Annotated in this window: 21 protein-coding genes and 3 tRNA genes; 14 read left to right on the forward strand and 10 right to left on the reverse strand. The window is 60.6% G+C overall.

All coding sequences use genetic code 11. From position 1 onward, the window contains the following. The 4 genes from pepN to Q1W40_RS09475 all read right to left on the reverse strand — a co-directional run bounded on the left by pepN (nt 1) and on the right by Q1W40_RS09475 (nt 5,443). Nucleotides 1–2,718 (reverse strand): aminopeptidase N, encoded by a 2,718-nt coding sequence (gene pepN / locus Q1W40_RS09460; RefSeq protein ID WP_300711258.1) that lies wholly within the window; start codon nt 2,716–2,718, stop codon nt 1–3. 33 nt (nt 2,719–2,751) lie between these two features. After that, nucleotides 2,752–3,856 (reverse strand): peptide chain release factor 2 gene (gene prfB / locus Q1W40_RS09465; RefSeq protein ID WP_300711260.1). Its coding sequence is split into 2 segments (ribosomal slippage): nt 2,752–3,774 and nt 3,776–3,856, totalling 1,104 coding nucleotides; the frame shifts between segments, so codons are not numbered across the junction. A 71-nt stretch (nt 3,857–3,927) separates the two neighbouring features. Further along, on the reverse strand, nt 3,928–4,458 hold the full coding sequence (locus tag Q1W40_RS09470) for a hypothetical protein (protein WP_300711262.1): 531 nt from the start codon (nt 4,456–4,458) through the stop codon (nt 3,928–3,930). A gap of 67 nt (nt 4,459–4,525) precedes the next feature. Next, complete coding sequence (locus Q1W40_RS09475; RefSeq protein ID WP_300711264.1) at nt 4,526–5,443, reverse strand: alpha/beta hydrolase; 918 nt, start codon at nt 5,441–5,443, stop codon at nt 4,526–4,528. A 25-nt stretch (nt 5,444–5,468) separates the two neighbouring features. Between Q1W40_RS09475 and Q1W40_RS09480 the strand changes: the two genes are divergently transcribed. The 4 genes from Q1W40_RS09480 to plsY all read left to right on the forward strand — a co-directional run bounded on the left by Q1W40_RS09480 (nt 5,469) and on the right by plsY (nt 9,532). Further along, nucleotides 5,469–7,226, forward strand: a complete 1,758-nt coding sequence (locus Q1W40_RS09480) for an AMP-binding protein (RefSeq protein WP_300711266.1) — start codon at nt 5,469–5,471, stop codon at nt 7,224–7,226. A gap of 84 nt (nt 7,227–7,310) precedes the next feature. Next, nucleotides 7,311–8,372 carry an aldo/keto reductase gene (locus Q1W40_RS09485; protein WP_300711268.1) on the forward strand — a complete coding sequence of 354 codons (1,062 nt, stop codon included), beginning with the start codon at nt 7,311–7,313 and terminating at the stop codon, nt 8,370–8,372. A gap of 9 nt (nt 8,373–8,381) precedes the next feature. After that, nucleotides 8,382–8,873 carry an aminoacyl-tRNA deacylase gene (locus Q1W40_RS09490; RefSeq protein WP_300711270.1) on the forward strand — a complete coding sequence of 164 codons (492 nt, stop codon included), beginning with the start codon at nt 8,382–8,384 and terminating at the stop codon, nt 8,871–8,873. Nucleotides 8,874–8,902: 29 nt separating this feature from the next. Beyond that, nucleotides 8,903–9,532 (forward strand): glycerol-3-phosphate 1-O-acyltransferase PlsY, encoded by a 630-nt coding sequence (plsY, locus tag Q1W40_RS09495; protein WP_300711272.1) that lies wholly within the window; start codon nt 8,903–8,905, stop codon nt 9,530–9,532. Nucleotides 9,533–9,592: 60 nt separating this feature from the next. On the opposite strand, the gene Q1W40_RS09500 is transcribed toward plsY, so the two are convergent. Then, nucleotides 9,593–10,078, reverse strand: a complete 486-nt coding sequence (locus Q1W40_RS09500) for a YajQ family cyclic di-GMP-binding protein (protein WP_300711274.1) — start codon at nt 10,076–10,078, stop codon at nt 9,593–9,595. Between the two features lie 40 nt (nt 10,079–10,118). Between Q1W40_RS09500 and murB the strand changes: the two genes are divergently transcribed. Next, nucleotides 10,119–11,171: a UDP-N-acetylmuramate dehydrogenase gene (gene murB / locus Q1W40_RS09505; protein WP_300711276.1), complete on the forward strand. Its 1,053-nt coding sequence runs from the start codon at nt 10,119–10,121 to the stop codon at nt 11,169–11,171. Between the two features lie 179 nt (nt 11,172–11,350). Here the strand turns inward: murB and Q1W40_RS09510 are convergent, their stop codons facing one another. The 5 genes from Q1W40_RS09510 to Q1W40_RS09530 all read right to left on the reverse strand — a co-directional run bounded on the left by Q1W40_RS09510 (nt 11,351) and on the right by Q1W40_RS09530 (nt 15,178). Beyond that, nucleotides 11,351–12,067, reverse strand: coding sequence for a hypothetical protein (locus Q1W40_RS09510; RefSeq protein ID WP_300711278.1), 717 nt, complete (start codon nt 12,065–12,067; stop codon nt 11,351–11,353). Nucleotides 12,068–12,303: 236 nt separating this feature from the next. After that, nucleotides 12,304–13,644, reverse strand: coding sequence for an argininosuccinate synthase (gene argG / locus Q1W40_RS09515; RefSeq protein ID WP_300711280.1), 1,341 nt, complete (start codon nt 13,642–13,644; stop codon nt 12,304–12,306). 7 nt (nt 13,645–13,651) lie between these two features. Further along, nucleotides 13,652–13,969 carry a pyrimidine/purine nucleoside phosphorylase gene (locus tag Q1W40_RS09520; protein ID WP_300711282.1) on the reverse strand — a complete coding sequence of 106 codons (318 nt, stop codon included), beginning with the start codon at nt 13,967–13,969 and terminating at the stop codon, nt 13,652–13,654. 124 nt (nt 13,970–14,093) lie between these two features. Next, nucleotides 14,094–14,735 (reverse strand): glycine zipper 2TM domain-containing protein, encoded by a 642-nt coding sequence (locus tag Q1W40_RS09525; RefSeq protein WP_300711284.1) that lies wholly within the window; start codon nt 14,733–14,735, stop codon nt 14,094–14,096. A gap of 98 nt (nt 14,736–14,833) precedes the next feature. After that, nucleotides 14,834–15,178 (reverse strand): Spx/MgsR family RNA polymerase-binding regulatory protein, encoded by a 345-nt coding sequence (locus tag Q1W40_RS09530; protein ID WP_300711285.1) that lies wholly within the window; start codon nt 15,176–15,178, stop codon nt 14,834–14,836. A 50-nt stretch (nt 15,179–15,228) separates the two neighbouring features. Between Q1W40_RS09530 and folC the strand changes: the two genes are divergently transcribed. The 9 genes from folC (at nt 15,229) to Q1W40_RS09575 (ending at nt 22,445) form a co-directional block, all read left to right on the forward strand. After that, on the forward strand, nt 15,229–16,518 hold the full coding sequence (gene folC / locus Q1W40_RS09535) for a bifunctional tetrahydrofolate synthase/dihydrofolate synthase (RefSeq protein ID WP_300711287.1): 1,290 nt from the start codon (nt 15,229–15,231) through the stop codon (nt 16,516–16,518). A gap of 9 nt (nt 16,519–16,527) precedes the next feature. Next, a complete protein-coding gene (locus tag Q1W40_RS09540) occupies nt 16,528–17,310 on the forward strand; it encodes an SPOR domain-containing protein (protein WP_300711289.1) in 783 nt (260 codons plus the stop codon). 1 nt (nt 17,311) lies between these two features. Further along, nucleotides 17,312–17,806 carry a CvpA family protein gene (locus tag Q1W40_RS09545; protein ID WP_108322166.1) on the forward strand — a complete coding sequence of 165 codons (495 nt, stop codon included), beginning with the start codon at nt 17,312–17,314 and terminating at the stop codon, nt 17,804–17,806. A gap of 38 nt (nt 17,807–17,844) precedes the next feature. Continuing rightward, nucleotides 17,845–19,365, forward strand: coding sequence for an amidophosphoribosyltransferase (gene purF, locus Q1W40_RS09550; protein WP_300711291.1), 1,521 nt, complete (start codon nt 17,845–17,847; stop codon nt 19,363–19,365). A gap of 8 nt (nt 19,366–19,373) precedes the next feature. After that, nucleotides 19,374–20,585: an O-succinylhomoserine sulfhydrylase gene (locus tag Q1W40_RS09555; protein WP_300711293.1), complete on the forward strand. Its 1,212-nt coding sequence runs from the start codon at nt 19,374–19,376 to the stop codon at nt 20,583–20,585. 43 nt (nt 20,586–20,628) lie between these two features. Then, nucleotides 20,629–22,041, forward strand: coding sequence for a glutamate--tRNA ligase (gene gltX, locus Q1W40_RS09560; RefSeq protein ID WP_300711295.1), 1,413 nt, complete (start codon nt 20,629–20,631; stop codon nt 22,039–22,041). A 74-nt stretch (nt 22,042–22,115) separates the two neighbouring features. Then, nucleotides 22,116–22,191, forward strand: a tRNA-Ala gene (locus Q1W40_RS09565). Nucleotides 22,192–22,236: 45 nt separating this feature from the next. Beyond that, nucleotides 22,237–22,312 (forward strand) — tRNA-Glu (locus tag Q1W40_RS09570). Nucleotides 22,313–22,368: 56 nt separating this feature from the next. Next, nucleotides 22,369–22,445, forward strand: a tRNA-Asp gene (locus tag Q1W40_RS09575). Nucleotides 22,446–22,507: the final 62 nt, after the last annotated feature.

The following is a 22,507-nucleotide window of genomic DNA, read 5'->3' on the forward strand; positions in this document are numbered from 1 at the left end:
TCAGGTGCTGCTCAGGGCGCGGCTGATCACTTCACGCACATCATTGGAGAGGTCGGCCTTGGCGGCCACGCGTTCGATGGCGACCTTGGCCGCGCTGCGGTAGGGCTCGGCCAGGCGGCTCCAGCGGTCCATGGCGCGGGCCAGGCGGGCGGCCACTTGCGGGTTGATGGCGTCGAGCGCCAGCACCTGCTCGCTCCAGTACACATAGCCTGCGGCATCAGTGCGGTGGAAGGCTGCGGGGTTGGCGTTGCAGTAGCTGAAGATCAGGCTGCGGGCGCGGTTGGGGTTGCGCAGGCTGAAGTCGGCATGATGCATGAGCTGGCGCACACGCGGCAGCACGTCGCCTGCGCGGTCGGGCGCACCGGCTTGCAGGGCAAACCATTTGTCGATGACCAGGGCTTCGTGCTGGAAGAGTTTGTGGAACAGCGCCAGCGCGTCGTTGGCCAGAGCATGGCCGCTGACCACCAGGGCCGACAGCGCGTTGAAGCGGTCGGTCATGTTGCTGGCGTCCTTGAACTGCTGGTACACGCGGCCGGGTGTCACATCGTCACCGGTCTGCACGGCAGCGATGCACAGCATGCCCATGGCCAGACCAGCCAGGGCGCGGCGGCCGCTGGACAGGGCATCGGGCGAGTAAGCGCCGTTGTTCTTGTGGGCGTCCCAGGCCCATTGCCAGTCGGCTTGCAAGGCGGTGGCCAGTTGCAGGCGCATGGCTTCGCGCAGCGTGTGCACGCGTTGCGGGTCCACCACGCTCAGTTGGTCTGCGATGTAGTTCTCGGACGGCAGGGTGAGTGCCAGGTCCTTGAAGGCCGCATCCAGACCAGGGTGGCGCAGCACATTGCGCAAGGCAGTGAGCAGCTCGTCGGACAGTACGGGGCCAGCGGCATCGGCTTGGGCCAGGGCTTGCGCCGCGCTTTGCAGCATGAGGCGCTGACCGGCTTCCCATTGGTTGAAGGGGTCGCTGTCGTGGGCCAGCAGGCACAACAAGTCGGCGGTGCTCAGGCCATCTTGGAGCACCACCGGGGCGCTGAAACCGCGCAGCAGCGAAGGCACGGGTTCGCTGTCGATGTTGACGAAGGTGTAGCTGGCGCTGGCTTCGGTCAGGACCAGGGTTTGCTGTGGCAAGGCGTCGGCGCTGCCTGTCTGTTGCAAGGGCAGGGCCTGGCCATCGCGCGACAGCAGGCCCAGCGTGACCGGAATCACGAAGGGCTGCTTGCTGGCCTGGTCGGGTGTGGCGGGGCAGGTCTGGCTGAGCGTGAGGGTGTAGCTGCGCTCGGCCGCGTTGTAGACGCCACGCGCTTGCAGGCGCGGCGTGCCCGCCTGGCTGTACCAGCGCTTGAACTGGCTCAGGTGCTCGGCCAGGGCGGTGCCGGGGTTGGCGTCTGCAATGGCTTGGGCAAAGTCGTCGCAGGTCACGGCCTGGCCATCGTGGCGTGCAAAGTACAGCTTCATGCCCTTGGCGAAACCGCTGCGGCCTTGCAGGTCGTCAGGCGTGGCCACCAGGGTCTGCATCATGCGAACGACTTCAGAGCCTTTTTCGTAGATGGTGACGGTGTAGAAGTTGTTGATTTCCACATAGCTGTCTGGGCGCACGGGGTGGGCCATGGGCCCTGCGTCTTCGGCAAACTGCACGGTGCGCAGCACGCGCACGTCTTCGATGCGTTTGACGGCGCGGGCGCTGGCCTCGCCCGCCATGTCCTGGCTGAACTCCTGGTCGCGGAAGACCGTGAGGCCTTCTTTCAGCGAGAGCTGGAACCAGTCGCGGCAGGTGATGCGGTTGCCGGTCCAGTTGTGGAAGTACTCGTGGCCAACGACGGATTCGATGTTGCCGAAATCCATGTCGGTGGCGGTGGCCGGGTTCGCCAACACGTATTTGGTGTTGAAGATGTTCAGGCCCTTGTTTTCCATCGCGCCCATGTTGAAGTCGCTGGTGGCGACGATCATGAAGCGTTCCAGGTCCAGCGGCAGGCCAAAGCGGGCTTCGTCCCAGGCCACGCTGGCCATGAGCGAGTTCATCGCGTGTTCGGTCTTGTCCAGGTCACCCGGGCGCACAAACACTTGCAGCAAGTGTTCAGTGCCACTGCGGCTCGTGATGCGCTGCTCGCGCGCGACCAGTTGGCCCGCGACGAGGGCGAACAGGTAGCAAGGCTTTTTGTGTGGATCGACCCACTTGGCAAAATGTCTCGGACCGTTGGGGCCGTCTTCCAGTGCACCTTGCTCAACCAGGTTGCCGTTACTCAGCAGCACCGGGTATTTGGCCTTGTCGGCACGCAGCGTGACGGTGTAGCTGGCCATCACGTCCGGGCGGTCCAGGAAGTAGGTGATGCGGCGGAAACCCTCGGCCTCGCACTGGGTGAAGAACGTGCCCTGGCTCACGTACAGGCCCATCAGCTGGGTGTTCTTCTCGGGGTTGCAGGTGGTGAAGATTTCCAGATCGAAAGCGTCATGGCCTTCGGGCAGATTCTCCAACACGAGCACGTTGCCGTCCATCTTGAACGAGGTGCCGCCGCCGTTGACCAGCACACGGGCCAGGTTCAGCTCTTCACCGTCCAGACGCAGCGCTTGGGCCGCCACGTCGGGGTTGCGGCGCAGGCGCATTTTGTTCAGGACGCGGGTTTTGGCCGGGTCCAGATCAAAGGTCAGATCGACGGTGTCGATCCAGAAAGCCGGGGCAGCATAAGCCTCCCGGTGAATCGCGGTGGGTTGTCCTTCACGCATCACTAACTCCGTTTTGCTTGAGGTCTGACCGGGTCAGAGGCCTTGTTTCAGTGAGGCTTCGATGAACGCATCGAGGTCGCCATCGAGCACCTTTTGGGTGGCCGAGATTTCGACGTTGGTGCGCAAATCCTTGATGCGGCTGTTGTCCAGCACATAGCTGCGGATCTGGTGACCCCAGCCCACATCGGTCTTGGTGTCTTCCAGCTTTTGCTGCTCTTCCAGGCGCTTGCGCATTTCGAAGTCGTACAGGCGCGAGCGCAGGCGTTGCCAAGCCACATCGCGGTTGCTGTGCTGGCTTCGGCCGTCTTGGCACTGCACCACGATGCCCGTGGGGATGTGTGTCAAGCGCACGGCCGAGTCGGTCTTGTTGATGTGCTGACCGCCCGCGCCGCTGGCACGGAAGGTGTCGGTGCGCACGTCAGACGGGTTGATGTTGATCTCGATCGAGTCGTCGATCTCGGGGTACACAAACAACGAGGCAAACGAGGTGTGGCGGCCGCCTGACGAGTCAAACGGGCTCTTGCGCACAAGGCGGTGCACGCCGGTTTCGGTGCGCAGCAAGCCAAACGCGTATTCGCCTTCGATCTTGATGGTCGCGCCCTTGATGCCTGCGGTGTCGCCCGGCGTTTCGTCTTCCACGGTGGCCTTGAAGCCTTTGCGTTCGGCGTACTTGATGTACTGGCGCAGCAACATGCTGGCCCAATCGCAGGCTTCGGTCCCGCCTGCTCCGGCTTGGATATCCACAAAGCAGTTGAGCGGGTCGGCCTCGTGGCGGAACATGCGGCGGAATTCGAGGTCTTCCACGAGCTTGGCCAGTTTGGCGGCTTCGGCTTCGATGGTTTGCAGACCTGCATCGTCGCCTTCTTCCTTGCTCATCTCGAAGAGCTCAAGGTTGTCGGCCAATTCGCTCGTCAGGTTGGTGATGGTGACCACCACGCCGTCGAGGGCTTTTTTCTCTTTGCCCAGTTCCTGGGCTTTTTTCGGGTCGTTCCAGACCGAGGGATCTTCGAGCGATGCGTTGACGGTTCTCAGCCGTTCAGATTTGGCATCGTAGTCAAAGATACCCCCGTAACTCGTGGGTACGAGCGGTCAGGTCTGTGAGGGATGCGCCGATTTGGTTGATGTGTTCTGCGTCCATGGGGAAAGTGTCCGGTTCGGTAAACCGGGCATTTTCTCATGACTTGGCCCTTGGGCCGGCCGAACAAGGGCTTAAAAACTGCGACCGTAAGAGAACATCAGGCCAGCTGTCCCCAGCACCTTGACTTGCACCGAGTCGTGTTCGGTCAATCGGTAGCCAATCGAGGGGATGATGGCTGGGGAGAAACCGTTGTGGTTGAGGGGGACCTTGTTTTCGTATTTGCCCACATAGCCGTACAAGATGCCAGCGGTGACCTTCACAAACAAGTGGGGGTTGCCCAACAGGTTGTTGAATTGTTGGCCTGCGTACACATAAGTGGAAGGCTGGCCAAAGGAATTGCTGAACAAGGCGACACCGCAAAAGCGGTTGCCGGGCAATTGCTCGTCCACGGCCACCAGCACCACAGGTTTGTGTTCGGGGTTGTGGGTCCAGTGGTGGGTGTAGGGAGAGAACACCACCTCGCCCCGGTGAGTGGGCTCGGGCGCACCGTCGACGGACAAAAACGATGGGCAGTAATGCTCGGATGGGCTCGCTTGGGCCGTGGTACAGGCCATCAGACTGGCCAAGGCCGTGCTGAGCAATGCAATGGTGAAATGACGCACAGAAAAATCCCTGACTATTTTGGGTATCGACAGGGGATTTTAGAGGGCTTGTGTAAAGGTAAAGAATTCAAATGGTCAGAAATTGTTCCAGTGTTTGGGCCAATGTCTCGGGTTGGTCGTGCTGCAGCATGTGGCCTGCGTTGTCGATGCGGGCGATCTGGACCTCTGGTACCGACTTCAGACGTTCGTGGTATTCGTCCAGTGTGTATTTGCCCTTCCACCACAGGCCCAGCGAGTCGTCGGTGGCTTCCACGGCCAGCACGGGGCAACCGATGCGGCTGTAGGTCGCCAGCGTTTCTTCTACGTGGTAAAGGTAAGGGTTGATCACCTTGTGCGCGGCATCGCCCAGGATGCGCCACTGCCCGTCTGCTCCGGCTTGGGCCCAATGCTGGGCCAACCAGTCGGCTTTGACTTGCGACAGGCGAGGATTGGTTTTCATCAGGCGTGCGGCCACACCGCCTGCGTTGGCATAGGTCTTGAGGTCTTTGTCGCCCTGGCGCGTGGCTTTGAGCTCGTCCAGCCATTGCGCCATGCGACCGGGGGCTTGGGCAGGGCGGGTGGCGGGCATGCCAAAGCCTTCGATGTTGACCAAGCGGCGGATGCGTTCGGGGCGGGCGCCCGCGTACATCATGACCACATTGCCGCCCATGCTGTGGCCCACCAGGTCGATGGTTTGAGCGGGGTAGAGCGTGTCCAGCAGCGCGTCCAGATCGGCCAGGTAGTCGGGGAACCAGTAGCTGTCGGTCGCGGGTGCTTCGGTCAGGCCGTAGCCGCGCCAGTCAAAGGCGATGATGGGCCTTTGCTGCACAAAGGCTTCGCTCAAGGCATCGATCATAAACTGGTAAGAAGCGGCCACATCCATCCAGCCGTGGGCCAGCACCAAAGGTGTGGTGCCGGGTTCAGGAGTGCCCCACTGTCGCACGTGGTACTGGCAGCCGCGCAGCGGCACCCAGGAGCTGATGGAGGGGCGTAAAACTTGGTACATACTTTCAATCATAAGGAGACAAGCCATGACACGCAGTCACACCGATGACCGCCACCAAAAGGTGCCAGACCGTTACAGCGCCATTCACCAAGGCTTTGGCTGGAAAGTGCCCAAGCGCTTCAACATGGCGCAGGCTTGTTGCGGCCAATGGGCTGCACAAGCGGCCACGGCGCGGCGCGTGGCGATCCGCGAACATGTCGCAGGCCAAGGCTTGGGGCGCCGTTGGACTTTTGGCCAATTGCAAAGCGCGGCCAACCGCTTGAGCCAGGTCTTGCGTGCGCAAGGTGTGCGGCGCGGGGACCGCGTGGCGATTGTCATGCCTCAGCGTTTCGAGACCGCCGTGGCCTACATGGCGGTGCTGCAAATGGGCGCGGTGGCCATGCCGCTGTCCATGTTGTTTGGGCCCGAGGCGCTGTCTTTTCGCATCAACGACAGCCAGGCCCGGGTGGCGGTGTGCGACGAATCCACCATCGAAGCCCTGAAACTTGCGCGGCCCGATTGCCCGGGTTTGCAGTGCCTGATCGGTGTGGGCGATGCAGCCGCTGTCGCCGATCTGGACTACGCCAAGGTATGTGCGGCCCGCGCCGCCACCTTCAAGTCGGTGGCCACTTTGGCCGAAGAAGCTGCCGTGTTGATCTACACCAGCGGCACCACCGGCAACCCCAAGGGGGCGCTGATCCCGCACCGGGCTTTGATCGGCAACCTGACGGGTTTTGTTTGCAGCCAGAACTGGTTGGGGTTTGACCCCGATCGGCCCGGCAGCCAGTCGACGGCGGTGTTTTGGTCGCCAGCCGACTGGGCCTGGACCGGCGGCCTGATGGACGCCTTGTTGCCCAGCCTGTATTTTGGTCGCCCCATCGTGGCGTTCAACGGGCGCTTTTCGCCCGAGGCGGCGTTTGAAATTTTGCAAAGCCATGGCGTGACCCACACCTTTTTGTTCCCCACCGCGCTCAAGGCCATGATGAAGGCCGTGCCCGATGCCAAGGCGCGTTACCGCCTCAAGCTGCAGGCCATCATGAGCGCGGGCGAGGCTGTGGGCGATGCGGTGTTTGATTACTGTCAAAAGCAATTGGGCGTCACGGTCAATGAGATGTTCGGCCAGACCGAGATCAATTACGTGGTGGGCAATTGCGCCCGCTTGTGGCCCGCACGACCCGGCAGCATGGGCAAGGGCTACCCCGGTCACCAGGTCGCCGTCATCGACGAGGCTGGCCAGCTGTGCCCGGCAGGCACGCCCGGCGAAGTGGCGGTCAACCGATTCGATGTGCACGGCCATCCTGATCCAGTGTTCTTTTTGGGCTACTGGAACAACGACAAAGCCACCACGGCCAAGTACACCGGCGACTGGTGCCGTACGGGCGACATGGCCGTGGCGGACGAAGACGGCTACCTTTGGTACCAGGGCCGCACCGACGACATGTTCAAGGCGGCGGGTTACCGGATTGGCCCCGGCGAGATTGAAAACTGCCTGGTCAAGCACGCGGCGGTGGCCAACGCCGCCGTGGTGCCCAAGCCCGACGCCGAGCGTGGAGCCCTGGTCAAGGCCTATGTGGTGATGTCGCCCGATTGCTTGGCCCAAAGGCCTTCAGGTGATGGCCAAGCCGCTTTCGATGACGCCGTCCGCGCCCAGCTGCAAGCCCATGTGCGCGGGTTGCTGGCGCCGTATGAATACCCCAAGGAGATCGAGTTCATCGACCAGCTGCCCATGACCACCACCGGCAAGGTGCAGCGGCGTGTGCTGCGCTTGCAAGAGGAGGCGAGAGCTTCGGCGACAAAAGCCTGAGCGCGCCCGTGACAAAATAAGACCGAACAAGACAAGCCCGAGTGCGGCTTGTCGCACCCCATTGCCATACCGACAGGAAACACCATGAAACTCGTTCAACTCGGTCAATCCGATTTGCAAGTCACCCCCATCTGCCTGGGCACCATGACCTTTGGTCAGCAAGTCAATGAGGCCGATTCGCACGCCATCCTCGACCGCTCGCTCGAAGCGGGCATCAACTTCATCGACACCGCCGAGATGTACGCCGTGCCTGCTTCGGCCGACACCTGTGGCGCGACAGAAACCTACATCGGCAACTGGTTTGCCAAGAACCCCGGTGCTCGCCAGAAGCTGGTGCTGGCCACCAAGGTCGCAGGTCCCTCGCGCGGCATGCCCTGGATCCGCGAAGGCTCGGGCATGACCGGCCAAGACATCTTGAACTCTTGCGACGCCAGCTTGCGCCGCCTGCAGACCGACGTGATCGACCTGTACCAGATCCACTGGCCCGAGCGTCATGTGCCGGTGTTTGGCATGACGTATTTCGATCCGGCCAAGGACAAATCGGTGACCTCGATCCACGAGCAGCTCGAAGCCCTGTCCAAGCTGGTCAAGGCGGGCAAGGTGCGCTACATCGGCCTGTCGAATGAAACCCCTTATGGCGTGCACGAGTTTGTGCGCTTGGCCGAGCAACACGGCCTGCCCCGCGTGGCCACGGTGCAAAACCCTTACTGCCTGGTCAGCCGCACGTATGACAACGGTCTGGACGAGACCTGCTATCGACTGAATGTGTCCATGCTGGCTTATTCGCCGCTGGGCTTTGGTCTGCTCACGGGCAAATACGACAACGATGATTTGAAAGGCCCGCTGGTGCCCGACGGTGGCCGCATTGCCCGTTACGACTCGATGCGCAAACAGCGCTGGGGCCGCCCCGAGGCGCTGGTGGCCGCCCGCCGCTACAACCAGCTGGCACGCGACAACGGCATGACGCCCACCCAGATGGCGCTGGCGTTTTGCTACCACCGCTGGAGCGTGGCCAGCACCATCATCGGCGTGACTTCGTTGGCGCAGCTGAACGAAGACCTGGCTGCGTGGAGCACACAGCTGACGCCCGAGGTCTTGAAGGCCATTGACGACATCCGCTGGGAAATGCGCGACCCGGCTCTGTAATTTCGGGCAATGGCCAAGAAAGACAAAGTCAGCGAAACCCCGGCCACGGCGCTCTTGCGCCAGCACGGGGTGAGCTTCACCGAACACCCTTACGAGTACCTGGAGCACGGCGGTGCCCAGCACAGCGCGCAGGTGCTGGGCATGGACCCGTTCAGCGTGGTCAAGACCCTGATCATGCAAGACCAGGACGCCAAACCGCTGGTGGTGCTGATGCACGGCAACCGCAAGGTGTCCACCAAAAACCTGGCGCGGCAAGTGGGGCTCAAGTCGATTGAGCCGTGTGCGCCCGAAGTGGCCAACCGCCACAGCGGTTATCTGGTGGGGGGCACTTCGCCCTTTGCCACGCGCCGGGCCATGCCGGTGTACATCGAGGAAAGCATCCTGGCTTTGCCGCGCATTTGCATCAATGGCGGTCGGCGTGGCTATCTGGTGGGCATTGACCCGCAAGTGTGTGTGCAGTTGCTGGGTGCCCAGCCGGTCAACTGCGCACTGGCAGAATGACGCCAGTTCAAAAACAAGGGAGATGAGTGATGACGTTGTGGATTCAAGTGGGTGCGGTGCTGGCCGCTTATCTGGTGGGCTCGCTCAGTTTTGCAGTGATCGTCAGCCAGTTGATGGGTCTGAACGACCCGCGCAGCTATGGCAGCAAGAACCCCGGCGCGACCAATGTGCTGCGCTCGGGCAGCAAAAAAGCGGCCATCCTGACCTTGTTGCTGGATGCCTTCAAGGGCTGGTTGCCTGTGGCGCTGGTGTTGGCGTTTGGGCAGCCTTATGGCTTGGGCGCGGGCGTGGCCGCCTTGGCAGGTCTAGCGGCTTTTCTGGGGCACCTGTACCCGGTGTTCTTTGGCTTCAAGGGCGGCAAAGGCGTGGCCACCGCCGTGGGTGTGCTGGTGGGCGTGAACGGTTTCTTGGCGCTGGCCACGGTGGGCACCTTTGCCATCGTGGTGTATTTCAGCCGTTATGTGTCGCTGGCGTCCATGGTGGCCGCGGTGTTTGCGCCGGTGTTTTATGTGTTTGGTGACGGCGTGGCTTGGCAAGCGGCAGGTGCCGAGGTGCTGTGCCTGTCCGTCATGGCGCTGCTCTTGGTGTGGCGCCACCGTGAGAACATCAACCGCCTGCTGGCGGGCACCGAGTCGAAATTGGGCGCAAAAAAAGCCTGACGCATCAGGCTTGGATCTGAAAACGGCGGTCTGCGCGGAGCAGCACCGCCGTTTTTTTTATCAGTCGCGGAAGTTGTCGAACGACAGGGGCAGCTCGGTCATGTCCTTGCGCAGCAGGGCCATGGCCGCTTGCAGGTCGTCGCGCTTGGCACCGGTCACGCGCACCGCATCGCCCTGGATGGACGCTTGCACCTTGATCTTGCTGTCCTTGATCAGTCGGGTGATCTTCTTGGCGTCTTCGGTCTCGATGCCGTTTTTCACCTTGATCACTTGCTTGACCTTGTCGCCGCCGATTTTTTCGACCTTGCCAATGTCTAGAAAGCGCACGTCCACATTGCGCTTGGTCAGCTTGTTGCGCAGGATGTCTTCGACCTGCGTGAGTTGGAAGTCGGCATCGCCGAACATCGTGATCTCTTTGTCCTTGAGTTCGAGGGCGGCCGAGGTGCCTTTGAAGTCAAAACGGGTGCCGATTTCTTTGGAAGAAGTGTCAACGGCGTTGCGCACTTCGACCATATTGGGTTCGCAAACGGTATCAAACGAGGGCATGGTGGGAAAAATCAAAGGTTGAGAATGAGACAATTCTCCCATGAACTTGGAGAAAAACGTCCCCCTGCAGCCGTACAACACGTTCGGCATTGCCGCCAAGGCCCAAGCTTTGGTGCGTGTGCGCTCAGAGGACGACTTGCGCGCCGTGCTGGCCGACCCCCAACTGGCCACTTTGCCGCGCCAGGTGTTGGGCGGCGGCAGCAACATCGTTTTGACCGGCGACGTCAAAGCCTTGGTGCTCAAGGTGGAGGTGCCGGGCCTGCGCTTGGCCAGCGAGACGGATAAGCATTGGATCATCGAAGCAGGGGCCGGTGTGGCCTGGCACGACCTGGTGGCCTGGACGCTGGACAACGGTTACCCAGGCCTTGAAAACATGGCCCTGATTCCCGGCACCGTGGGCGCATCGCCCGTGCAAAACATCGGTGCTTACGGGGTGGAGCTGCAAGACCGCTTTGACTCGCTCGACGCCATGGACATGCTGACGGGCGAGTTGTTCAGCTTGAACGCGGCGCAGTGCGGCTTCAGTTACCGCGACTCGGTCTTCAAACACGCTTCAGGCGGCCCTGAGGGTTTGGGACTGGCGGGCAGGGCGGTCATTTTGCGGGTGCGCTTTGCACTGCCCAAGCGCTGGAAGCCCGAGCTGGGTTATCTGGACCTCGAACGCAAGATGGCCGAGACGGGCATCCACAACCCCGACGCTCGGCAGATTTTTGACTGGGTGGTGGCGATCCGCCGCGCCAAACTGCCCGACCCGGCCGTGATCGGCAATGCTGGCAGTTTCTTCAAGAACCCGAGCGTGACGCCTGAGCAATGCGCCGACATCATCGCCCGCGAGCCCAAAGTGGTGCATTACCCCATGCCCGACGGCAGCATCAAGTTGGCCGCAGGCTGGCTGATCGACGCCTGCGGCTGGAAAGGCAAGACGGTGGGCCACGCCGGGGTGTACGAAAAACAGGCGCTGGTGCTGGTTAATCGGGGTGGGCGCGAAAACCCCTGCACCGGCGGCGAGGTGATGACGCTGGCCAAGGCCATTCAGACCAGTGTGTACGAGCGCTTTGGGATTCGTCTGGAGCCTGAGCCCGTAGTCATTTGAACTTTCTGTCCGTGGTTTTGGTCCGCACCGGGTTGTGGCCTGAGCGGTCAGCCTCATAACTCGCTTCGCTCGCCAAATCGGCCGATCCGCTCAGGCCACAACCCAGCGCTACGCTGAGGTTGAATTCAGCAGACCGGTTTTGAGCTTGACATACCAAAACAGGTGTAGGAGTCTGTAGATCAGTTTTTTCGACCGATCAATACCAAACCATCCGTCTTTCCACTGTTCAAGGCAATGACTGAGAGGGTGCTTGGCGTTGTGGTTTTGTCCAACACGGCGATGCCGCTGAGCGAAACGCCGTTGCCAAGAATGCACGTGCCAGTTCCTGTTGCGGTCACATTCACGATGGCTTTACCCGATGCTCTTGGCGTTGCTTTGCCTGTGGTGGTGCATCCGTTGTCCACAATCGTGAAGCTCCCATTGGCGGCGATGGTGAGGGTCATGTTCGCTATCGCATAACGAGCGGTTCGGCCGGACAGTGTGTAGTTGCCAGCGATTTCTGCTGCCGTGACGCCTTGGTCGTAATAGGGGTTGTACGCCAGGTTGATCGTGCTGCCGTTGTTGCTGGTCGCTTGAATGCGCTGTTTTTGCGTGACTGTGCCGGTGTAAGTGCCTGTACCAACGCTGTTGGAGCTGAAAACAAATTCGGAGCCCGATGCTGAAAATGACGTGCCGTTTCCTGTGGCAGTTCCTGCAATGGCACTCACAAGTGTGTTGCCGAACGTTGCGCCACCCCAAGCCTCGCCGTTTTCAAGTATGGCGACTGTGACATTGGCACCCGTTGAGGACGGACCTTGCCACAAGCCTTCGGCGGTGTTGTGATTGTCTTCGCCACCGCATGCGAACAAGAGGGCCAGTGTGCAGCTTGCGAGGCTGATTTTGAATTTTGTATCCATGGGCTTTTCCGTCTATGAGTCTGTGTTGTGAAATGTATGCGTGGCGATTGCTTCGATCCATGCAGCCATTCCAACTGATAAAAACTGTACGGAAGATGAGCGGGATCCTCTGTGTGTTGCCGCCCATGATCAGCAATTCTGGCCCTTGGGCTTCGGCAAAAAAGTGCGTCACTTCACAAAGCGCTGGCAATAAAAAAACGGCCCGAAGGCCGTTTTTCATTGCGGGCAACAAAGCATCACTTCTTACCGTTGCCATCCAACTTGTAGATGTGCGGACCTTCGCCCACCGACAATAAACCGGTGTGGGCGTAGATGCCCAGTTTGGCGCGGGTGTCGGTGATGTCGAGGTTGCGCATGGTCAGCTGGCCGATGCGGTCGAGCGGACTGAACGGCGCGTCTTCCACCTTTTCCATGCTCAAACGCTCGGGCGCGTAAGTGAGGTTGGGGCTGTCGGTGTTGAGGATGCTGTAGTCGTTGCCACGGCGCAGTTCCAGCGTCACGGTGCCGGTCACGGCGCGGGCCACCCAGCGTTGGGCGGTTTCGCGCAGCATGATGGACTGCGGGTCGAACCAGCGGCCTTGGTACAACAAGCGGCCCAAGCGCAGGCCGTTGATGCGGTACTGCTCGATGGTGTCTTCGTTGTGGATGCCGGTGACCAGGCGCTCGTAGGCGATGTGCAGCAGCGCCATGCCGGGGGCTTCGTAGATGCCGCGGCTCTTGGCTTCGATGATGCGGTTTTCGATCTGGTCGCTCATGCCCAGGCCGTGGCGGCCACCGATCTCGTTGGCCTTGAGGATCAGGTCAACCGGACTGGCGAAGGTCTCGCCGTTGAGCGCCACGGGCTGGCCTTCTTCGAAGCGCACCGTCACGGTTTCGCGCTTGACCACCACCTCGTCCTTCCAGAAGGCCACACCCATGATCGGGTTGACGATCGAGATGCCGCTGTTCAGGTGTTCGAGGTCCTTCGCCTCGTGCGTGGCACCGAGCATGTTGCTGTCGGTGCTGTAGGCCTTTTCGGCGCTCATCTTGTAGCCGAAGCCGTTGGCGGTCATGAAGGCGCTCATCTCGGCGCGGCCACCCAGCTCGTCGATGAACAGCTGGTCCAGCCAGGGCTTGTAGATCTTCAGGCTCGGGTTGGTCAGCAGGCCGTAGCGGTAAAAGCGCTCGATGTCGTTGCCCTTGAAGGTGCTGCCGTCGCCCCAGATGTTGACGTCGTCTTCCTTCATGGCGGCCACCAGCATGGTGCCGGTCACGGCGCGGCCCAGCGGGGTGGTGTTGAAGTAGGTGATGCCGCCGGTGCTGATGTGGAAGGCGCCGCACTGGATGGCGGCAATGCCTTCGTGTGCCAGCTGGGTGCGGCAGTCGACCAGACGGGCTTTTTCGGCGCCGTATTCCATCGCCTTGCGGGGAATCTCGTTGTAGTCGGCTTCGTCAGGCTGGCCCAGGTTGGCGGTGTAGGCGTAGGGCAGGGCGCCCTTTTGCTTCATCCACAGCAGGGCGGCGGAAGTGTCCAGGCCGCCCGAGAAGGCGATACCGACTTTTTGCCCTTTGGGCAGGTTTTGCAGGATGGTGCTCATGGCGGGTTCAACCGAAGTGGCAGATGTAGTGGTAAGGCTCGGTCACGCGGATCTCGAACTTGGAGTTGCCGGGGATGCTGAACTCTTCGCCCGCGCTGGACTTGACCCATTCGGTGCTGCCGTCGAGCTTGTATTCGCAAGAGCCGCCCACGCATTCCATGATTTCAGGAGCGCCGGTGTTGAAGGTCAAGGTGGCGGGCAGGATCACGCCCACCGACAGCTTGGTGCCGTCGGCCAGTGTCAGGCCGTGGCTGACGCATTTGCCGTCAAAGTAAACATTGGCTTGGGTGTTGACGGAGACGCCGTCGATTTTTTCGGTGGTCATGGTGTGTTTTGTAGAACGGAACGGGTCTGCAAATGAAACAGGGGCCTGATGCGGCCCCTGCTCAGCGGGTCAAACGATCAACCCGTGATTTTAGGTCAGATGAGGCAAGCCTCGTTCTGAGTGCTCAACGCCAGTGGCGATGGCCTCCACCGTAATACCCGCCGCCCCAGCCCCAGCCGAAATTGAGGTTGGTGTAAATCGGTGGGTAGCTTCGGTAGACGGGCGCAGGCATGTAGACCACGGACGGCTGGGTGACCACGGTCTGGGGGGCTGTCACCATGACCGGTGCCTGGGTGGTGGCCTGTGCTGTGCCCACCGGGGTGACTTGCAGCTGGATGGTCGGGCCAGGGTCTTGTGGCAGTTGCACGGTGTGTTGTTTGCCCGCGTATTCATAGACCACGTTGTAGCCCACCAAACGGTTTTCCATGAAGTTATGGGTGGTGCAGGTGGTTTGGTTCTGCACTTGGGTGCCGGGGTTTTCGATCCGGTCGCCCATGATGGAGCCGCCCACCACACCGACCATGGTGGCCAAGGCCTGGCCCGAGCCGCCGCCGATCTGGCTGCCCACTGCACCGCCAGCGATGGCGCCCATCAGGGCGCCCGCGCCCGATGTGGGGTTTTGCACTGCCACAGGGGTTTGGCTGCAGGTTTGGCGCGGTACGGCCACTTGCTGGTAAACGGCGGTGCGCGAAATCACCTGACCGACTTCCTGAGCCTGTGCCAGACTGGCTGTGGCCAGCAAAAGGGTGGTTGCCAATGTTTTCATGGTGCATCTCTCCGTCAAATGACTGGTGGCGAGTTTAGCGGGCGCTGGTCGCTTGTGCGTTGCTGGCAAGTAAAGTTGTGGCAAGGCCAGTTCAGGCCTCAGGCAGGCCATTGCTCGGGTGTGAACCCGACGGTGATTTGCCCTGAGGGCCAGGCGATCACGGGGCGCTTGATGGTGCTTGCGTGCTCTTGCATGACGGCCTTGGCGCTGGCGGCATCGGTCACGCTGGCTTGCACGGCGGCGTCGAGCTTGCGCCAGGTGGTGCCTTTGCGGTTGAGCACGGTTTCCCAGCCGCAAGCGGCCACCCAGGCGTCCAGCGCAGCGGCAGGCACGCCTTGTTTTTTGAAGTCGTGGAATGTGGCGTTCAGCCCCTGATCGCTGAGCCAGGTGCGGGCTTTTTTGACGCTGTCGCAGTTGGGAATGCCGTAAACAATGAGGTCCATAGGTCTTGGTGAGGAATGAAAATCCGGAGAGTGGGCGACAATCGCCGCCTATGAAGACTCTACAGGAATGGCTCGACTGGTGCGAGCAACTACACCCCGTGGCCATCGACATGGGCCTGGACCGTGTGAAAGCCGTGGCCGAGCGCATGGCTTTGCGCTTTGACTGCCCCGTCATCACCGTGGCCGGCACCAATGGCAAAGGGTCGACCTGCGCGATGCTGGAAGCCATCTTGTTGGAGGCGGGTTACCGCACGGGGGTGTACACCTCGCCGCACCTGGTGCATTTTGAAGAGCGCTGCCGTGTGCATGGCGAGTCGGCCAGCGCCGAGCAGTTTGCACAGGCTTTTGCCGCCGTCGAGGCGGTACGGGGCGATGTGAGCCTGACCTATTTCGAGTTCAGCACCCTGGCCATCTTGCACTTGATGGCCCACTCGAATCTGGACGTGGCCATTTTGGAAGTGGGTTTGGGCGGCCGTTTGGACGCGGTCAACATCATTGACGCCGACTGCGCCGTGATCACCAGCATCGACATCGACCACACCGCCATTTTGGGCAAGGACCGCGAAAGCATCGGCTTTGAAAAAGCCGGCATCATGCGCGCCGGCCGTCCGGTCATCGTGAGCGACCCGGTGCCACCGCAAAGCGTGATCGACCATGCCGCGGCCATCGGGGCAGACCTTTGGCGTTTTGGCCAAGACTTCAACTTTTCGGGTGACAAACAGCAGTGGGCCTGGGCAGGGCGGGGGCGCCGCTATGCCGGGATGGCCTATCCTGCCTTGCGAGGGGCCAACCAGTTGGTCAATGCCTCGGGCGTGTTGGCGGCGCTGGACGCTTTGCGCCCCCGCATTCCAGTGACGGCGCAGGCGGTGCGCAATGGTTTGGCCATGGTCGAGTTGCCTGGACGCTTTCAGATCATCCCGGGTGAGCCGGTTTTGGTCTTGGATGTGGCGCACAACCCGCATTCGGTGGCGGCTTTGGCCGCGAACCTGGATGCCATGGGCTTTTACCCAACCACCCACGCAGTGCTGGGTGCCATGGCCGACAAGGACTTGCTGCCCATGCTGCAGCGGGTCAATCCCTTGATCGACCGCTGGTATTTCACCGATTTGCCTGTACCCAGGGCAGCCAAAGCGGTCGATTTGCAGAAGGCTTGGACCGCGCAAAACACCCGCAAGGATGTGGCGTCGAGCGTACATCCGGACCCGATGTCCGCCCTGCAAGCGGCCATCGAAGCCGCAAGCCCGACTGATAGAATCGTCGTCTTTGGCTCGTTCTACACCGTGGGCGGCGTGCTGCAAAACGGCATCCCGCGCCTGCAAGCCAAACACCTCAGCCCCTGAGCACCCGTCATGGCCTTTTTCAAGTTCCGTTTTCCTGGTCGCAACGCTTCTGCCGAAGCCCTTGCGTCGGGTCCCAATGAAAACATCGAAGTCGTGCGTCGACGTGCGCGTTACCGCTTGATCGGTGCTGTGGTGTTGGTCTTGATCGCAGTGGTGGGTTTTCCGTTGGTGTTTGACACGCAGCCTCGCCCTGTGGCTGTGGACACGCCCATCGTGATCCCGGATCGGCAGACTGTTGCGCCTCTGACGGCACCAGCGCCTGTGACCGCAAGTCAAATGCCTGCCAAGCCCTGGAAGATTGCGCCTGAGACCTTGTCGACTCAGGCAGGCTTGGACCCCAGCGAACAGGTGGAACCCCCTTCGGCACCCGTGGTAGCGCCTGTCGTCAAATCAGAGCCGACCGAAAAGCCCAAAGAAAAACAAGCGGACAAGCCCAAAGAAAAGACCGAGGCAGCAGTGGCCAAGTCTGACAAAACCGATGCCGAGGCGAAATCCAAAAGCAAATCCAAAGACGATGGCGACAAGGCCAAGGCTCTGCTGGAAGGCAAGTCGGCCACTGCTGAGCGTTTGATCATTCAGGTGGGCGCTTTCAGCGATGCTGCCAAGTTGCGCGAAGTCCGTCAAAAGTTGGAAAAGGGTGGCTTTAAGACCTACACCCAGGTGGTCGATGGCAAAGACGGAAAGACCACAACGCGTGTGCGTGTGGGCCCCTATGACAGCCGTGATGAAGCGGATAAAGCCGCCGTGCGCATACGCAAACTTGACTTGTCTGCGGCCATCTTGAAGCTTTGAGATGACGATAGACATCACCGATTGGGCATTGCTGGGGGTCTTGTTCGCCTCCATGTTGGTGGGGATGTGGCGTGGCCTGGTTTATGAAGTGCTGTCGTTGGCCGGTTGGGTGGCCGCCTTCTTTTTGGCGCAGTGGCTGGCGACAGACGCGGTTGCCTGGATTCCTTTTGTACAAAACGCGGCACCCTCTGTCCAGTATGCAGCAGGTTACGCGGTCGTCTTTGTGGGCAGTTTGTTTGTCTCGGCGTTGTTGTCGTGGCTGATCAAGAAAGTCATTGAATCGGTGGGTCTGCGGCCTGTGGACCGTGCCTTGGGGGGCATGTTTGGCCTGGCCCGTGGCGTTGTTCTTTTGCTGGCACTGACGGTGGTGTTGCAGCTGACCGGCTTGTCATCTGGTGATTGGTGGCAAAGCGCTAAAGGACCGGTTTGGCTGGACATGACGATCCAGGGCCTCAAGCCCCTGATGCCCGAAGCCATGGCGAAGTTTTTACCCTGATTTGAGTCGGGTCGATTAAATTTATAACGGAAATAGCTATGTGTGGAATTGTTGGCGTTGCAAGCAGCGCACCGGTCAATCAGCTGATTTATGACGCCTTGCTGCTTTTGCAGCACCGGGGTCAGGATGCGGCGGGGATCGTCACGCAACTCGATCGCAAGTTCTTCATGCACAAGGCCAAAGGCATGGTGCGTGATGTGTTCCGCACCCGCAACATGCGTGCGCTGCCTGGCAATTGCGGCTTGGGCCAGGTGCGTTACCCGACAGCAGGCAATGCCTTCAGCGAAGAAGAAGCGCAGCCTTTTTATGTGAACGCCCCGTTTGGCTTGGTGTTGGTGCACAACGGCAACCTGACCAACGCTCACGCCTTGAAGGCCGAGTTGTTCTCCAACGACCACCGCCACATCAACACCGAGAGCGACTCCGAGGTTTTGCTCAACGTGCTGGCGCACGAGCTGGAAAAAACCACGCGGGGCTTGCCGCTCAAACCGCAGGACGTGTTTGAAGCCGTGCGTGGCGTGAACCGCCGTGTCAAAGGCTCTTATGCCGTGATCGCGCTGATCGCGGGGCATGGTTTGCTGGCTTTTCGCGATCCGCACGGCATTCGCCCGCTGTGCATGGGCCGCAGTGCGGATGGCACCATCATGCTGGCCAGTGAGTCGGTCGCTTTGGACGGCACGATGCACCAGTTCGAGCGCGATGTGGCGCCGGGTGAAGCCATATTTGTGGACCTGCAAGGTCAGTTGCACAGCCAGATGTGTGCAGACAAAGCGCAGCTGAGCCCCTGCATTTTTGAATACGTGTACCTGGCCCGTCCTGATTCGACCATGGACGGCATCTCGGTCTACCAGGCCCGTTTGAATTTGGGCGAGACCCTGGCCAAACGCGTGATCTCGACAGTGCCCCCAAGTGACATCGATGTGGTGATCCCGATCCCTGAGTCCAGCCGCCCCAGCGCCACGCAATTGGCGCATTTGCTGGGCATCCCTTACCGCGAGGGTTTTGTCAAAAACCGTTACGTGGGCCGCACTTTCATCATGCCGGGCCAGTCGGTGCGCAAGAAGTCGGTGCGCCAAAAGCTCAACGTGATCGTGAGCGAATTCAAGGGCCGCAACGTGCTGCTGGTGGACGACTCCATCGTGCGCGGCACCACCAGCCGCGAGATCGTGCAAATGGCGCGAGACGCTGGCGCCAACAAGGTCTACATGGCCAGCGCTGCGCCACCGGTGCGTTACCCCAACGTCTACGGCATCGACATGCCTACGGCAGAAGAGTTGGTGGCGCACGGTCGCAGCATTGAAGAAATTCGCCAGATCATTGGTTGCGATGCGCTGATTTACCAGGACGTTGACGCCATGAAAACGGCGGTGGCGCAGGCCCGCGTGTCAGGTGTGGGCGCGGGTGCTTTGTCTGCGTTCGACGCATCGTGCTTTGACGGCGTTTATGTGACGGGCGATATCTCGGCCGATGACATCAGCCGCTTGAACGAATCCCGCCCGCAAGCGGAAGAGGGCGCTGAAGACAATTCGCGTTTGGCTTTGCCCAATGCCAGTGAGTGAGGTGAAACATGGTTGAACGTTCGCAATTTGACGATTTGCACCTTGAAACTCTGGCGGTGCGTGCCGCCGTGCCGCCCAGCCAATACGGCGAAAATTCCGAAGCCCTGTACCTGACCAGCGGCTATGTGCAGCCCTCAGCCGAAGCCTCGGCACGTCGATTTGCGGGCGAAGAAGACGGCTACACCTATGGTCGCTCGGGCAACCCGACGGTCAGCAGTTTTGAGATGCGTCTGGCGGCGCTCGAGGGCAGTGAGGCCTGTTTGGCCACTTCGTCGGGCATGTCGGCCGTGATGCTGATGCTGTTCAGCTTGCTCAAATCGGGCGACCACGTGGTCTATTCGCAGTCGATGTTCGGCTCGACCATCAAGTTGATCGGCTCCGAGTTCGCGCGCTTTGGCGTGGAGTCGACCACTGTGCCGCAGACCGATCTGGCCGCCTGGAAGGCCGCGATCCGCCCCAACACCAAAATCCTGTTTGCAGAGACGCCGACCAATCCACTGACCGAGGTCTGTGACATTGCCGCATTGGCCGACATCGCGCACAACGCCGGTGCCTTGCTGGCCGTGGACAACTGCTTTGCCACGCCCATCTTGCAGCGACCCATCGCCATGGGCGCCGACATCGTCATGCACTCGGGCACCAAGTACCTCGATGGCCAAGGCCGTGTGATGGCCGGTGCTTTGTGCGCGAGCGACAAGATGGTCAAGGAAAAGTTCTTGCCCGTGATGAAAAACGGCGGCATGGTGCTGTCGCCTTTCAACGCCTGGGTGGTGCTCAAGGGGCTGGAAACGCTGGACATCCGCATGCGTGCGCAAAGCGCGCGGGCGCACGAGCTGGCGCTGTGGTTGCAAAACCACCCTGCTGTGGCACGTGTGTATTACCCCGGTCTTGAGAGCCATCCGCAGCACGCTTTGTCGATGCAGCAGATGTCCGGCATGGGCGGTGCGGTCTTGTCTTTTGACGTGAAAGCGGGTGACCCGCCAACGGCCCGCGCCCGTGCGTTCCATGTGCTCGACAGTTTGAAAACGCTGTCGCTGTGCACCAATCTGGGTGACACCAAAACCTTGCTCACGCACCCGGCCAGCACATCGCACGGCAAGCTCAGCGAAGACCAGCGCCAAGCGGCGGGTATCACGCAAGGCCTGATCCGTGTGGCGGTGGGCCTGGAGCATCTGGCCGACATGCAGGCCGATCTGGCCCGAGGCCTCGAAACCCTTTGATGTTGATTCAGGGCCCCGATGGGGCCCTTTTTGAGTTGAAACCATGACGAAAATCCGCACACGCATCGCCCCGTCTCCCACGGGGTTTCTGCATTTGGGCACTGCCCGCACCGCTTTGTATTCCTGGGCCTACGCCCGCCACCACGGTGGTGAGTTTGTGCTGCGCATCGAAGACACCGACGTGGCCCGTTCCACACAGGACTCGGTGGACCAGATTCTGGAGTCCATGCACTGGCTGGGCCTGAATTACGACGAAGGCCCGATTTACCAAATGCAGCGCCTGGACCGCTATCAGGCCGTGATCGACCAAATGCTGGCCGCAGGTACGGCCTACCGCTGCTACTGCACGCCCGAAGACCTGGAGGCCATGAAAGCTGCTCAGGAAGCGCGTGGCGAAAAGCGCTTGTATGACCGCACCTGGCGTCCCGCGCCGGGCAAGGTCTTGCCGCCCATTCCTGCGGGCGTCAAGCCGGTGATCCGTTTTGCCAACCCGGTGGACGGCGTGGTGACTTGGGATGACCTGGTCAAAGGCCCCATCAGCATCAGCAACACCGAGATCGACGATCTGATCATCCAGCGTGCGCCTGAAGAGGGCGCACCAGCGGGCGCCTTGGGTGTGCCCACCTACAACTTTGCGGTGGTGGTCGACGATTGGGACATGGCCATCAGCCATGTGTTCCGGGGCGATGAGCACATCAACAACACGCCCTGGCAGATCAACATGTACCGCGCATTGGGCGCTGCCTTGCCGCAGTTCGGTCATCTGCCCGTTATTTTGGGCGATGACGGTCAGAAACTGTCCAAACGCCGTGGCGCGGTGGCGGTGTCCAACTACGATGAAGCCGGTTACCTGCCTGAAGCCATGAACAATTACCTGGCCCGCCTGGGCTGGAGCCATGGCGACGATGAGTTGTTCAGCCTCGATCAGATGGTGCAGTGGTTCGACGGCACGCATTTGTCCAAGAGCCCCGCGCAGTGGGACGCGACCAAGCTGGCGTGGGTCAATGCCCAACACCTCAAGGCCATGGACGATGCCGTGCTGGCAGTCAAAGTTCAACCCTTCTTGGCCAAGCTCGGTGTGACAGCCGATGAACGCCTGACCGCTATTTGTGGTTTGTTCAAAGACCGTTGCGACACCTTGGTGGTGTTGGCCAAGTGGGTCAGCGCCTTCTATACAGATGTGGTGCCCCACTCCGAAGAAAAAGCCCAGCATGTGACCGAGGCGGTCAAACCTGCGCTCGCCTTGTTGTCTGAAAAGCTGGCGGTCTGCGCTTGGGACAAGGCCTCGATCTCTGCTGCGATCAAGGAAGTCTTGACGGCAACGGGCCTCAAAATGCCCCAGATCGCCATGCCGGTGCGGGTTCTGGTGATGGGCACCTCTCAGACACCATCGCTGGACGCTGTACTTTCTTTGAGTAAACGCGAAAAAATTCTCGCCAGTTTGCAAAACGCGTAAAAACCTGTCTATAATTCAAGTCTCGACACCAACGAGGCATAACGAAAAGCAGCAATGCAAAACGTTGTACCGAAGGGGGTATAGCTCAGCTGGGAGAGCGCTTGCATGGCATGCAAGAGGTCAGCGGTTCGATCCCGCTTACCTCCACCAAAGTGTCGAAAATGAGTTGAAGTAATTCAAATCAGTCCAGGTTATGACCCTATCGTCTAGAGGCCTAGGACATCACCCTTTCACGGTGAGTACCGGGGTTCGAATCCCCGTAGGGTCGCCAAGTTTTGTAGCACTTGGTCAGTTGCACAAGCAGCCTGACAAAAGTTACAGCTACCAGGAGTGGTAGTTCAGTTGGTTAGAATACCGGCCTGTCACGCCGGGGGTCGCGGGTTCGAGTCCCGTCCACTCCGCCAAAACGAGAAAGCCTTCTAAGTCGTTGATTTAGAAGGCTTTTTTTCTGCTCTATCGGTAGAGT

The sequence above is a fragment of the Limnohabitans sp. genome (assembly GCF_030158565.1).
In the GTDB taxonomy this organism is placed as follows: Bacteria; Pseudomonadota; Gammaproteobacteria; order Burkholderiales; family Burkholderiaceae_C; genus Limnohabitans_A.